This window comes from Ilumatobacter sp., from assembly GCF_965215205.1.
Taxonomy (GTDB): Bacteria; Actinomycetota; Acidimicrobiia; order Acidimicrobiales; family Ilumatobacteraceae; genus Ilumatobacter_A.
The window spans coordinates 3848817-3862269 of record NZ_OZ244049.1; the positions used below are offsets into that span (position 1 = coordinate 3848817).

At 63.4% G+C, this 13453-nt stretch carries 13 protein-coding genes and 1 pseudogene; 12 read left to right on the plus strand and 2 right to left on the minus strand.

Annotation, left to right across the window (positions count from 1 at the left end; translation table 11 throughout):
• Positions 1–74: 74 nt before the first annotated feature.
• The 5 genes and pseudogenes from ACOOHC_RS18065 (at position 75) to ACOOHC_RS18085 (ending at position 3856) form a co-directional block, all read left to right on the plus strand.
• Positions 75–1184 carry a hypothetical protein gene (locus tag ACOOHC_RS18065; RefSeq protein WP_420451760.1) on the plus strand — a complete coding sequence of 370 codons (1110 nt, stop codon included), beginning with the start codon at positions 75–77 and terminating at the stop codon, positions 1182–1184.
• Positions 1185–1208: 24 nt separating this feature from the next.
• On the plus strand, positions 1209–1532 hold the full coding sequence (locus ACOOHC_RS18070; protein ID WP_420451761.1) for a transposase: 324 nt from the start codon (positions 1209–1211) through the stop codon (positions 1530–1532).
• Positions 1529–2059: pseudogene (locus ACOOHC_RS18075) on the plus strand (IS3 family transposase); the annotation flags it as partial. The gene ACOOHC_RS18070 and the pseudogene ACOOHC_RS18075, both read left to right, overlap by 4 nt.
• A 107-nt stretch (positions 2060–2166) precedes the next feature.
• On the plus strand, positions 2167–3564 hold the full coding sequence (locus ACOOHC_RS18080) for an IS30 family transposase (protein ID WP_420451762.1): 1398 nt from the start codon (positions 2167–2169) through the stop codon (positions 3562–3564).
• Positions 3548–3856 (plus strand): IS3 family transposase, encoded by a 309-nt coding sequence (locus tag ACOOHC_RS18085; RefSeq protein WP_420451763.1) that lies wholly within the window; start codon positions 3548–3550, stop codon positions 3854–3856. The genes ACOOHC_RS18080 and ACOOHC_RS18085 overlap by 17 nt, the downstream gene beginning before the upstream one ends.
• Before the next feature lie 49 nt (positions 3857–3905).
• Here the strand turns inward: ACOOHC_RS18085 and ACOOHC_RS18090 are convergent.
• Positions 3906–5068, minus strand: a protein-coding gene (locus ACOOHC_RS18090) for an IS3 family transposase (protein WP_420451764.1) whose coding sequence is annotated in 2 segments (ribosomal slippage) — positions 3906–4781 and positions 4784–5068 — 1161 coding nt in all. Because the reading frame shifts where the segments join, the coding sequence is not laid out codon by codon here.
• A gap of 56 nt (positions 5069–5124) precedes the next feature.
• Here ACOOHC_RS18090 and ACOOHC_RS18095 point away from each other — a divergent pair.
• From ACOOHC_RS18095 to ACOOHC_RS18120, 6 genes are all read left to right on the plus strand, one after another.
• Complete coding sequence (locus tag ACOOHC_RS18095; protein ID WP_420451765.1) at positions 5125–6033, plus strand: hypothetical protein; 909 nt, start codon at positions 5125–5127, stop codon at positions 6031–6033.
• A gap of 3 nt (positions 6034–6036) precedes the next feature.
• Positions 6037–6708 carry an MBL fold metallo-hydrolase gene (locus ACOOHC_RS18100; protein ID WP_420451766.1) on the plus strand — a complete coding sequence of 224 codons (672 nt, stop codon included), beginning with the start codon at positions 6037–6039 and terminating at the stop codon, positions 6706–6708.
• Between the two features lie 36 nt (positions 6709–6744).
• Positions 6745–7161, plus strand: coding sequence for a hypothetical protein (locus ACOOHC_RS18105; protein WP_420451767.1), 417 nt, complete (start codon positions 6745–6747; stop codon positions 7159–7161).
• Between the two features lie 172 nt (positions 7162–7333).
• Positions 7334–8410, plus strand: coding sequence for a hypothetical protein (locus ACOOHC_RS18110; protein ID WP_420451768.1), 1077 nt, complete (start codon positions 7334–7336; stop codon positions 8408–8410).
• Positions 8407–9141, plus strand: a complete 735-nt coding sequence (locus tag ACOOHC_RS18115) for a hypothetical protein (protein WP_420451769.1) — start codon at positions 8407–8409, stop codon at positions 9139–9141. The genes ACOOHC_RS18110 and ACOOHC_RS18115 overlap by 4 nt, the downstream gene beginning before the upstream one ends.
• A gap of 74 nt (positions 9142–9215) precedes the next feature.
• Positions 9216–10514 (plus strand): ISL3 family transposase, encoded by a 1299-nt coding sequence (locus ACOOHC_RS18120; RefSeq protein ID WP_420450218.1) that lies wholly within the window; start codon positions 9216–9218, stop codon positions 10512–10514.
• Here the strand turns inward: ACOOHC_RS18120 and ACOOHC_RS18125 are convergent.
• Positions 10503–10853, minus strand: a complete 351-nt coding sequence (locus ACOOHC_RS18125) for a hypothetical protein (protein WP_420453872.1) — start codon at positions 10851–10853, stop codon at positions 10503–10505. The genes ACOOHC_RS18120 and ACOOHC_RS18125 overlap by 12 nt on opposite strands.
• Positions 10854–10868: 15 nt before the next feature.
• Here ACOOHC_RS18125 and ACOOHC_RS18130 point away from each other — a divergent pair, with 15 nt between their 5' ends.
• Entirely contained in the window at positions 10869–13256 is a 2388-nt protein-coding gene (locus ACOOHC_RS18130; RefSeq protein ID WP_420453828.1) for a patatin-like phospholipase family protein, read from the plus strand.
• Positions 13257–13453: the final 197 nt, after the last annotated feature.

The following is a 13453-nucleotide window of genomic DNA, read 5'->3' on the forward strand; positions in this document are numbered from 1 at the left end:
AACGCGCTGGGCGAGACACCCGAACTCGAGCTGGTCAACCGCGAGCTGTCCTCGTCTTGGTGTCGCGGCGCGCGGTGTGCCTCTACGAGATGCTTGTGGCTGCGAAGCTAATTGAGCGGTTCACGTGGTGCGACGTCATCTCTGACCGGATGCTCGACGGCGAGCCCGATGAACTCGTTGGCCGTCGAGCGGTCCTCGTCGACGACACTCTCGTGTTGGGGTCGACTCTCGCCCGCCGCTTCGTCGAGCTTGCGCGCGCAGTGGGTGACGACCCCCTCGATCCGAAGCTCGTCACCGTTCACGTCGCGTGCATCGATCGAGAGCGTCGATCAGACGAGATCGTGAACGGCCTTCGAGTGCTCGGGAACCGCGAGGGTTTTCCTGTCGAAAAGCCCACCAACGAGGTGTACAAGTTCTCGCGTGAGATCGCAGTCAGTTTGTACCGGAGCGGCACGCCGTACTTCACCGACTTCCCGACAACGATTCCCATTTCACTCGACGGGTCAAGCTTTGATCGGCTCCTCGCGAGCGAGCGTTGGCACGCCTTCGACGTCACGGCGAGCACGCTCGCAGCGCCCAACCAACGCGCATACACGCTGATGCCGGCACCTGCGACCGACCTGATGTACCGGAAGCACGCGGCATCCGCTGCCCTCGAACTGGTGGAGTTGTCGAAGGTGCGCCTGTATTGCACCTTCGACGGCGACGACCACGTCACGGTGCGCGTTGTGCCGATCGTGGTGCCCGGGCCAACCGACGCCGACGAGTTGTCGGAGGTCATGAGCCGACTCGCAGCCGAACTCAAACCCAAATCTAGGGCGTTGTTGCGATGGACAGGCTGGAAGCCTCAAGCGCAGCACCGGCTGGTTCAGATGTACCTGTCGAGCTGCCTGCTCGCAGAGTTCTGGAAGGACTTTGAGGAGGCGGGCTGCCCGCGCCCGCTGACGCTAGACGAACTCGACACCCATCCACTCCGGGCCTACTTCGGCTCTCAGTTCGGCAGCGTTGAGCGATCGTTCAGCTACGCGCTCGAACACTATTCAACAGCCACGCTGCACGAGCCCGTGAAACCGACGCCTCGGGTGCGTCCAACCGAAACCCTGTGGGAGGACCCCGACGTCCGTCGCACCACGTTGGATACGACCCTCGCACGTCTGATCGAAGCGAAAGTGGAGTTGACCTGATTCGTTGGACACTTGATTCTGGGGGTGACCCCTCAGAGGAAGGAGGCCCGGATGGGTCGTCCAGCGAAGTATCCAGCAGAGTTCCGACGAGAAGCGTTGGCGCTCGTGAAGTCATCAGGTCGTCCTATCGCGGAGGTCGCGAGATCTCTGTCGATTGCGGAGGGCACCTTGTGGAACTGGGTGAGAGCCGATCGAGAACAGTCCGAGCGTGACGCCGACCCTGACGCTCTGTCGGAGTCCGAACGCGCCGAGCTGAAACGGCTCCGCAAGGAAAACGTGCAGCTCGCGACCGACATGGAGATCTTGCGCAAGGCTGCGGCGTTTTTCGCCAGGGAGACGAACAGGTGACCGGCTTCCGGTTCGTCGACGAGCACCAAGCCGAGCACCGCATCATCGACCTGTGTCGAGTCGCCGGGGTCGCGAGGTCGAGCTACTACGCGTGGCGCACCCGAACACCATGCGCACGCCAGCGAGCGAACGCGGCGCTGCTGGTCGAGATTCGCGAGATCCACGAACAATCCCGACGCACCTATGGGGCGCCTCGCGTCACCGGCCAGCTCCGTCGACGCGGACATCGTGTCGGCCACAACCGCGTTGCCCGGCTGATGGCCGACAACCACCTGGTCGGAGCACACGCACGCCGAAAGTTCCGGCGCGGCAGGCACCCCAAGATCGTGCCGGCACCGGATCTGTTGCAACGCAACTTCACCGCGGAGCGGCCCGACACCCGGTGGGTTGCGGACATCTCAGAGTTCAAGTGCTGGGACGGCAAGCTCTACCTCGCCGGCATACGAGACCTCCACGACCACAGCCTCGTGGGCTGGTCAATGGGCGAACGCCAGACCACCGACCTCGTCATCGCCGCGTTGGTGATGGCGCTCGGACGCCGCAACCCCAGCCGCGATCTGGTCCATCACGCCGATCACGGCACCCAAGGTGGATTCAACTGGTCGTCGCAACACCTCGTCCCCGGAGGTGTTTCATGGTTCGTCGACAGCAGGCATCAGATCGAGCGATTCGTCCGAAGTTGCGGTCGCCTGGTCATCCGAAGTTCCAACGTGGAGTCGAGGTCGTGTTCTGGGCTCAGATCGCCAAGGGCATGTTGCCCGAGGAGGCATCGTCGGCCGCTGGGGTTGCTCCTGCCGTCGGGTCCCGTTGGTTCCGCAACGCTGGCGGCATGGCACCGTTCGACATCACCTCCCAACCCTCGGGTCGATACCTCTGCTTTGCCGAGCGCGAGGAAATTGCTGTGCTGCGCGCCCAGGGAAACGGCGTGCGCCAGATCGCCCGCGCTGTCGGCCGGGACCCAGGAACGATCTCGCGTGAGTTGCGCCGCAACGCAGCGACGCGCAGCGGCAAGAACGAGTATCGGACATCGGTCGCTCAATGGAAGGCCGACCTCGCTTCGCGACGCCCGAAGGTCGCCAAGCTCGTCGCAGACGAGCGACTGCACGCCTACGTCGAGGAGCGCTTAGCCGGGCGGATCAGCGGATTGGACGGCGCCACGATCGAAGGGCCACCGTCGCCGAGATGGACAGGGATGAACAAGCCCCACCGCAAGCACCGGGCCTGGACGCGAGCGTGGAGCCCAGAGCAGATCGCGAATCGGATCAAGGTCGACTTCCCCGAAGATGAGTCCATGCGAATCAGTCACGAGGCCATCTACCAGGCGCTCTACATCGAAGGACGCGGCGCATTGAAGCGGGAGCTGGTCTGGTGTCTGCGAACCGGCCGAGCACTACGCGCACCGCGAGAACGATCACGTCGCAAGACCTGGGCCCACGTCACGCCAGAGACGTTGATCAGCGAACGGCCCGCCGAAGCCGAGGACCGCGCCGTCCCTGGCCATTGGGAGGGCGATCTCATCATCGGGCTCGAACGTTCTGCGATCGGGACCGTTGTCGAGCGAACCACCAGATTCACGATCCTTGTCCCTCTGCCGCGAGAGCCCGGCTATCGACACAAGAACACCCCGAAGAACGGGCCCGCCCTCGCCGGCTACGGCGCGACCACGATGAAAAACGCGCTCGCCACGTCGATGAGCACGCTTCCCGAACAACTCCGCCGATCACTGACGTGGGACCGAGGCAAGGAGCTATCCGCCCACGCTCAGTTCACCGTCGAGACCGACATCCCCGTCTTCTTCGCTGATCCCAAATCGCCCTGGCAGCGCGGCACGAACGAGAACACCAACGGCCTCTTGCGCCAATACTTCCCGAAGGGCACCGACCTGGCGAGATGGACCGCCGCAGACATCGAAGCAGTCGCGCACGCGCTCAACACCCGGCCCCGAAAGACCCTCGCCTGGAAGACACCAGCCGAAGCATTCGACGAGCACCTACGCTCCCTCCAACAAGCCGGTGTTGCAACGACTGGTTGAACTCACACAATACACGTCACTCGAGTTCACCAACCGGCTCCACGACTGGGGCCTCGTCGGGAGCTACGGCTCGGTTGGCGACTGCTTCGACAACTCGGCCATCGAGGGCTACTGGGCAACCATGAAGACCGAGATCCGCCACATCTGGGGACCGTTCGGCGAGCGAACCAGATCCGAGATGCGCACGATCCTGTTCGACTACATCGAGACGTTCTACAACCGCACCCGCCACCAACAAGCCCTCGGCCACCGCACCCCCGCCGAGGTCTACGCTCAAGCCCTGACAGGCTGATCTACCAAAACCCGGGTCTGCTGCACGATCTGGTGACAGGTTGGGTTTGTTAGGCGGCCTTGGTGGTCGGGCTCATGATGGTCTCGTATTCGATCGGGGTCAATCGGCCGAGGCGGGGCTGTCGCCGGCGTCGGTGGTAGGTGCGTTCGATCCAGGTGACGATCTCGATCCGGAGCTCTTCTCGGGTGGTCCAGGTGCGCCTGTTCAACACGTTCTTCTGGAGTAGCGAGAAGAACGATTCCATGGCGGCGTTGTCGCCCGCTGAGCCGACTTGGCCCATCGATCCGACCATCTCATGACGGACCAACGCCCGCTGGGCTTTGCGGGAACGAAATTGCGATCCCCTGTCGGAATGCAGGATGCAGCCGGCCACGTCACCGCCTCGTCGAGCAGCCGCGTTGTCGATCGCGTTGACGGCGAGGCGGGCCTTCATCCTCGAGTCGATCGAGTAGCCAACGATGCGGTTCGACCAGACGTCTTTGATCGCGCACAGGTAGAGCTTTCCTTCGCGCGTCCAGTGCTCCGTGATGTCCGTGAGCCACAACTCGTCGGGTCCGGCTGCGGTGAAGTCGCGTTTCACTAGGTCGTCGTGAGCGGGCGCGCCGGGCTTGGACGCTTTGCTCTTCTTCTTGCCGAACACCGACCACCAGGCGTTGTCACGACAGATCCGCCACACGGTCCGGTCGCACGCGTCAAACCCAGCAGCGCGGATCTCGTCCGCAAGGAACCGATACCCGAACTCGGGGTCATCGGCGTGTGCGTCGAAGATCGCGTTGGTGCGATACGCCTCATCGAGCAGCGCGTCGGTGACCGGGTGGTTGCGCCAGCGGTAGTAGTCCTGGCGGCAGAGCTTCAACACCCGACACGTCACCGTGACGGGAATCCCGTCAGCAGCAAGCTCGCTCACGAGCGGGTAGATCCTTTTCCCGGCAGATTCGCCTGCGACAGATACGCAGCAGCTCGACGGAGCACCTCGTTCTCCTCCTCCAACAACCGGATCCGCTTGTTCGCCTCGCGTAGCTCGGCGTTGTCGGCCGTTGTCTTGCCAGGCTTAATGCCGGCATCGACCGCGGTCTGGGAGAGCCAGTTCGACAGGGTCATCGGGTGGATCCCGAAGTCCTTCGCGATCTGCTCCAACGTCACCCCCTCCTCACGGGTTTGGGCGACTCTCACGACATCGTCGCGGAACTCCTTCGGGTATGGCTTCGGCATAGCAACATCCTTCCAGGCCCACCCCGAGGGCAAGCCAGATCAGATGTCACCGAAACGTGCAGCAGACCCCCCCGTGTCCATCAGATCGGGTCAACTCCAAAGAGCTTCCGGCGGGCGCAGATGTCGCGATCGCCGATCAGGTGTGGGCCCAACTGCTCCTGCACCTGTTCTGGGTTGTCGCCAACACAAGCGAGCGGCACCAAGAGGACCAGATCCGTCTCCTCGCGTGGAGCGAAATCGTCGACTACGCCGAGGGAAGAGACTCAGCACGGATCGGGAGACGAGTGTTGGATCTTGGCTTCACGACCAACGAACTCGCCTACATTCTGGCGGTCAACGATGACGGCCTTGACGAACGGACGCTCCGAATGATCACCTCGCTGGCACTGGACGTCGGGAACGATCTCGGCGTGGCAGTCCCGAGCACCGTGACGGAGGGCCCCGACCAGTTGGTGTACAGGATCTACCGCACCGGTGAGAACGCAGTGTTGAGCAGTGCCTCTCATAGCCGACTCGGTTGGCACGAGCCCGATGACGTCACAACGGATCGCCTCGACGACGTGACGCGAGACGGCATCGTCGCCAGCACTCACTCATCTGGCCACGATGCCATCCAAGCTGCCGTCCGGAAGTGGCACGCCACGGTCAGCCACAAGGTCGAAGAATCGCCCGTCCGGGGCTTCGTCGAACAAAAGTGGGTGGGAGAGCTGACACGCGTCGACCGTCGCCGAGGCACGTTCCGCGCCCAGGTCACCTCGGATGTCCACGTAGGTGAACGCGACGCCGCAGCGCTGCCATTCAAGATCGTGCCAGCAAGCCAACATGACAGTCTCAACGAAGGCTCGATCATCAACTGGTACGTCTACGACACTCCAGCATCCACTGACGAGAAACCCGAACTAGCCAATTGCGCTTACGTCATCGGGCCCAAGCTGACACTGCACGACCTGTTAAGCGACGACTAGCAAGTGACGTGGTGGACGTCGCCGCCGGCGACCGATGAGATCGAAATCACCGTGCTCGGACGCGGGATCGGCGAGTCCATCGTCGTACACGTCGGCAACGGGATGTGGACGGTCATCGACAGCTTCATCGAAGCAGAGATCCGAGGGGCGCATCCCGGCGACCCGACGGTACGCAACCGCGAGCCATCCGCCTCGAGGTACTTGGAACACGCACTGCACCTCAACGTCGAGGACGTCGTCGTCTCGATCGTCCTCACCCATCTCCACAACGACCACTTTGCAGGCATCGGTGAACTCGTACGCCGCTGTAAGCGCGCACCGTTCTACGTACCCTATATCGAACACGCCGGTGAACGGGGCCTGCAGGCACTCGAGGCGTTTGGGCAATCCGATCGCGGGGAGCTCGAACTGCGCGGCGTCGAGTCCGTCGTGAACGCCTGGCGACGCTCGGCCAGGCGCCCCGGAGCGATGAACCGACCAGCGCACGGACCGGACATGTCCGTGCTTGACGCAGACGGAGCTCTCGCCAAATTGACCGCGATCGCCCCGATCGGCGGGCTGGCCCACCGCGCCCATGTCCTCAGCGAAGATCCAACGGTCGACGACGGTCGTGAGCTGACCGTCGCCCTCACCGGCGTCCACGCCAACCTGTCGAGCGTCGTGATCTGGCTCTAAGCCGGTGATGGTATTCGAGCGCTGCTCGGTGCCGACATGGACGATCACCATCAGTTCGGATGGCAAGGAGTGCTCGAGGAGCAGGATGCACAACCGAACCGGCACCGCGCCGGCGCAACTTTCGTCAAGATCCCACACCACGGCAGCATCAACACAACCTTCGCTGAACAACTCGATCGGTGGTGTCACGACCCGATTGCAGTCGCCACCACCAACTCCGGTTCAGACCTACCAGATAGCACATTCTGGAATGAGGCGATCGTGCCCTGTAGCTCGGCCAACGTGGTGCTCGGAAGCCACAGCGAACTCGGCCTCACGGCGCTCCGTGGCGACAAGCACACCCAACGCCTCACCGCCCGGCACGCCATCAACGCACCGAGCGGCAGTTGGAAGTTCGTGTCCGGTTGGCATCAAGCCGACGGCACCTTCGCCGTCAAACAGCCGACCACGTAGATGAGCTTCTCGCCGCGACGGCAACACCGGGTCGGTAGAATCACACCAGTGTGAGTTCGACCGCCGGTCGATGACGCTCACTGCGGACAAGGAGTAGGCGATGGGTGTAGGGCTTCCAGATCGTGGGTTCGTGTTCTGGCCAGTGGGCTGCGGGGACTGCACAACGATCAAGGTGAACGACAACATCGTGATACAGGTCGACCTTCAGCATCACGAATCCGCGGACGACGACACCGAGCCCTATCACCCCGTCATCGACACGCTCATCGACGATGTTCTTCCCACAATCGACGACGAGCCGTACCTGGCGGTCTTTGCTCTGACCCACCCGGACAAGGATCACTGCAAGGGCTTCGCCGAACTCCTTGAACGCTGCACGATCGGCGAACTCTGGTTCTCTCCCCGGATCATTCGCGAGTTCGACACCGACGATGGACTCTCCGATGACGCGCAAGCGTTCTGCGACGAGGCGCAACGCCGCATCGACGAGTACGAAGACGGCGACGTCGAAACCGGGGATCGAATCCGCATCATCGGCAACGACGACATCCTCGCCGAAGACGACTTCACCCACATCCCCGACGAGCGCAAGAGTCGGCCGGGTGAGTCCACGACCGTCCTCGACGGCGTCGACCTGGACGGGACGTTTCGAGCGTTCTTTCACGCGCCGTTTGGTGATGACAGCGACACTGACGAACGAAACCGAACCAGCCTGGCGATGCAGCTCACGCTCACCGAGGGCGAAGGCATCGGGCGCCTGATGCTGTTCGGGGACCTCGACTACCCGCCGCTCAAGCGGATCTTCGAATACTCCGACGACGACGACAAGGCCTGGGATGTGTTCTTGACGCCGCACCACTGCGCGAAGTCGGCGATGTACTTCCGAGAAGCGGACGACGACGAGCCCGTTCTCAAACAAGACCTGCTCAACCTGATAGAGGTCGCCGGCGGCGACGACGGATGGATCGTCGCGTCAGCGACGAAGGTGCCCTCCACAAACAAGAAGGGCGACAACCCACCGCACGCAATCGCGAGAGAAAGATACGAAGAGATCGCTCCAACCGGTTTTCTGTGCACCGGCGATGACGAAGACAGCGACGAACCGATCGCCTTCCAAGTCGACGCCGACGGAATCGCGCTCTGCAGCAGCGCCGCTCCGGTGGAGGCTTCGCAGGCAGCAGCGGCAATCGACGCAGCTCGCGGCGGAGCCGAACCGGTCGCTACGACTGTCGGTTTCGGGCGTCGGTGACACCGGGGCAGGCACAAGCCCTCAGCGACCTCGAAGCGGTCGCCTCTGCTCGACCCGGTGCCCTCTCGGTTGTTTCGGCGTCAGAACAAGACTCGGGCGCTATCCGTATCGAGGTGTCCATCGACTGTCGCGGCATCGAGCACAGTCCGGGCGGGATCACGATCAGATCACGCGAACGGTTCCGCATCATCGTTCCGAAGGATTTCCCGTTTGCCCATCCCTCGGTGTACTCGGGTCACACGCGCTGGAAGGGAACGCCTCACGTCCAATGGGGCAACTCGCTGTGCCTGTACCAGTCCCTTGAGGCCGAATGGAACCCATCTGGTGGCATGTTCAGCTTCCTGCGTCGGCTGCTCGACTGGCTCGACGCCGCCGCGAAAGGCGAACTCGACCCAGACGGGGCCCCGATTCATCCACCGGTTGCCTACACGACGGCGCACACCGCCATGTTCATCCCGCGCGCCGACACCCCCGATACAGGAGACCAAGCGTGGCTTGGCGTCGCACTGCTCGAACAACACGGGGACCGACGCTTCGACATCGTGGGGTGGAGACAACTCGGAGCCATTACCGCCGACGATTTCACTCAGCCCGTCGCGCTAGCGATCCTGTTCAACACCCCACTCCCGATGGAGTTCCCGAACCGCCTGAAGGCGCTCCTGGATGAACTCGCCGCCGCGAACGTCGACATTGATGGCTCTTCGCGCTTGAGCGTGGTGGTGGTTTCTTGAGCATCCACTGTTGAGGTCCCGTGGCCTCGCAAGTCTTGCGGTCTTCCACAACTGCGAGACGAGGAGACCACGGGATGATTGAAGGTAGCAACGCGGACGCGCTGCTCGGGCTGATTGGTGTGCGGATCTGCGCTGTCGAGGTCGGCGTCGAGGTGACGATCACGATCGAGACAACCAACGACCGGGTCGGGTGCCGCTCGTGCGGAGTGATCGCGAAAGCGCACGGCCGTCGGCGTGTCAGGGTGCGCGATCTGGCGACGTGGGGACGAGCGACGGTGCTCGTTTGGGTGAAGCGGATCTGGCGCTGCCGCGAGCCGCTGTGTGCGACGGTGACGTGGACCGAGACCCTCGACGCGATCGCGTCTCGGGCGTCGCTGACCGAGCGGGCCGGGTTCGAGATCTGTCGCCGGGTCGGCGAGGACGGCGACTCGGTCGCGGCGGTCGGCCGCGACTTCGGTGTCGGCTGGGCGTGCGCGATGAACGCCGTCAACGTGCACGGCCGACGCCTCGTCAACGACCCCGATCGAATCGGCCATGTCACCAAGCTCGGCCTGGACGAGACAGCGTTCCAGCGGCCATCGAAGCATCGCGGTCACACGAGCTACATCACTGGTTTCGTCGACCTCGCCCGACCGCGACTCCTCGACGTCGTGTTGGACCGGACCGGTGCTGCTGTTGATTCCTGGCTCGCACAACAACCCGCTGGTTGGCTGGCCGGGATCGACCAGGTCGCTCTCGATCCGCACCGCGGTTACGCCAACGGGCTCACCGCGACCTTGCCCGACGTGGTCGTCGTTGTCGACCGGTTCCATGCTGTCGGGCTCGCCAACCGCGCTGTTGACGACGTGCGCAGACGGGTGCAACAAGACACCCTCGGGCACCGAGGCCGCACCGGTGATCCGCTCTACGGCATTCGCCGACTGTTGCTACGCGGCTACGAACGCCTCACCGAACGCCAGCTCGAACGCGTCGAGGCGGGACTGGTCGGTGACCGCTACGGCGAGGTCGGAGCAGCCTGGCTGGGCAAGGAACTCGTTCGGGAGATCTACACCGCCGGCACCCTCGCTGAGGCCCGCCAACGACTCCACGTCTTCTACACGTTCGTGGCTGACGCCGAGGTCGGCGAACTCGTCCGCCTCGCCAAGACAATCAGTTCGTGGGAGACCGAGATCCTCGCGTTCCACACCACCGGCGGACTCTCCAACGGGCCGACCGAGGGCATCAACTTGCTGATCAAGAAGATCAAACGAGTCGGCCACGGCTTCGCCAGCTTCGACAACTACCGACTCCGCCTCTTGCTCCACGCAGGCGTCGACTGGCACACTCACCCCACCGCACGACTGCGAAGCCACCCACCACGCTCAGCCGCGTAGAGCCACATTGATCAAGTCATCAGACTTCTCGCCCTTATCGCCGACATCGACGAAGGCAGCCATGTACACATCGCGATCGGCACACCGATGCGCGGCCGCTCCGAGGACCGTCGGCAACACCTCGCCGTCTGGCGCATCGAACATGAACACGTCGACAGCTTCCGGACCGCGATTCCCAAAGAATCCGACAGCGCCGAACTCGAAGAACTCCGCACATCGCTTCGCGATGCTCTCCAGCGCTGGGCCGAGGTTGCGCCCGTCGAATGGTGCCCAGTACGCGAAGCTCGACCCGAAGTCACCCGCCCACGCGACGAGGAATCGATACTGCAGTGGTGGCACGGGAAGTCAGTCGAGATCTGGGGATGTGGTGCGCTCGGCGGGGTCGTCGCTGAGCAACTCTGTCGATCCCGTGTTGGGCGGCTCACGTTGCGAGACCATTCGACGGTCGCACCGGGCATCCTCGTACGTCAGAACTTCGAAGACGATGACATCGGCGACGCGAAAGCGATCGCTCTCGCCGCCCGGTTGCGTCGGATCCGACCCGACTTCGACGTGACCAGCGAGACGGGCAATCTCGCACGAATACCTTCGGTTGAAGCTGGATGGAGCGGCGACGCGGACGTCATCATCGACCTCACCGCATCACCCACCGTCGCGAAACGCCTCGAGCACCTCCGCGCCACACATCCATGCTCGACCTCAATTGTCGTGATGATGATCGGCCACGACGCCCAACATGGGCTCACCGCTATGGCCAAGGCGGACGCCACCGGCGGTGCGGCTGACGCGGTACGCAAAGCCAAGGTCGTCGCAGCGCGCCGGCCTGAGCTGCGCCGGTACGCCTGCGAGTTCTGGCCTGACCCCGCGCGAGCGGACCTGTTCTTCCCCGAACCGGGATGCTCAAGCCCCACCTTCACCGGTTCGGCGACCGACGTCGCCATGCTGGCCACATCAATGCTGCTTTGCAGCACTCGTCACCTTGCCGACGAGAGCGCAGAAATGGCCGCCACTTTCGTATCGACCCCCGTTGAGCCGGCGCCCCTAATCCATCACGCTGTGTTTCAGCCCGATCTCATCGTGGATGATCCGCTCAGCGGTTACGAGGTGCGCATCTCACCGGCAGCACTGGCCGAGACCCGAGCATGGATCCGGCGGTCGGAGCGCCTCGCCCCCGGCAGCGAGACCGGGGGCGTCTTGTTCGGCGAACGAGACGACGCCCTGCGCACACTGTGGATCACCGACGTACTCGGTCCACCACCAGACAGTCAAGCCTCACCGCAAGGCTTTGTCTGCGGCACCGCCGGCATCGACTCTGCAGCCCGCACGATCGCCGAGCGATCACGGCACGCTTCACAGCCCGTGGGCATGTGGCACACGCATCCTGAAACAGCTCCGGTTCCGAGCCCGACCGACTTCGCTGGAATGCATCACATCATCACGAACAACGAACGGTCGCTTCCCAAACAGCTCCTCGTCATCTTCGGAGGCAATGACGAGAACCTCAGCGTCGGCGCCTACCTCTATGACCGCCACCGGGCCCTTTCCGCCATGGTTCTAGCGCAACCGAAGATCGTCCCATTGCCATCGCCGCCCGATCATCGAATCGGCCTTGCGCTGTCCGGAGGAGGGTTCCGCGCCGTCGCGTTTCACCTCGGAGTCCTCCGCGCCCTGCATGACCGACGCGCGCTCGACCACATCGAAGTCCTCTCCACCGTGTCGGGCGGATCACTCATCGGAGCGCTCTGGGCGTACAGCGACGAGGATTTCGAAACCTTCGACGACACAATCACCACACTGCTCCGATCCGGCCTCAATAGACGCCTCGCTAGATCGCTGTTGGCATCCCGCCACACACCACCAATAGCACTCGGCACCCTCCGATCCCCCGTCACGGGCATTGTCTCGAGGATCGTCTCGCCCCTTCGACGCAGGACCGCCAGCAAGAAGTCAGGACGCGATCGCGGATCGGCGGGTTCTTTGCGTCGTCGTCACAACCGAACCTCCGCGCTCGAAAGCGTCATCCACGACCTGCTGGGCAACACCAAGATCACCGAACCAAGGCGGAAGCTGCACGTCATCATCAACGCCTGTGACCTTCGCTCGGGCTCCGCGTTCCGATTCGGCTCGGCCGAGTCCGGCTGCACCCGCTACGGCACTCTTGCCAAGAACGACGTCGACGTCGCCACAGCGGTCGCGGCCTCGGCCGCCTACCCTGTCGCCCTTCCCCCGCTCGACGTCACCTGGAATTTCGTCGATCGACGCGGCAACGCCTCCACAGAACGACTCCTCATCACCGACGGCGGTGTCTTTGACAACCTCGGCACGTCGTGTCTCCTCCCAGACCGGGATCCCCGACATAGCACCAACGTCCACCCGGTCGACTTCATCGTCTCGGCCGACGCCGGACACGGACAACTAGCCGATCGATACCCGACCTGGTGGCCCACGCGAATGAAACGATCCTTCGAGGCCGTGTACCGCAAAGTCCAAGACAACGGCAAAGCCCTCCTACATCAGCACGCCACCAGCGGGGCGCTTCGCGGATTTGTTCTGCCGTTCCTCGGCCAGAACGACGCCCAACTCCGGACCATCGTCCCGGCCAACCTGATCCGACGCGACGACGTCGTCGGCTACCCCACGAACTTCTCCAAGATGTCTCAGGACAAGATCGATCTCATCGCCACCCGGGGTGAGCAGTTGACACGCCTCATGATCGAGGCACACGCTGCAGACATCGCCTGACAACTCCACTGACGTCGACCGTAGATGGCTGTGCTCGAAACGGTGCTCACTTGCCCGCCGCTCCGATCCAGGGGTTGAAATAGTCGTTGCAACTAAGAACGACCCGAGGCCGGTGACATCGACGAGGCCGGAGCGAGAGTCCGACGGACACCCGAAAGGCATTCTCGACGCAAAGCCAAGTCACATCACACAATTCT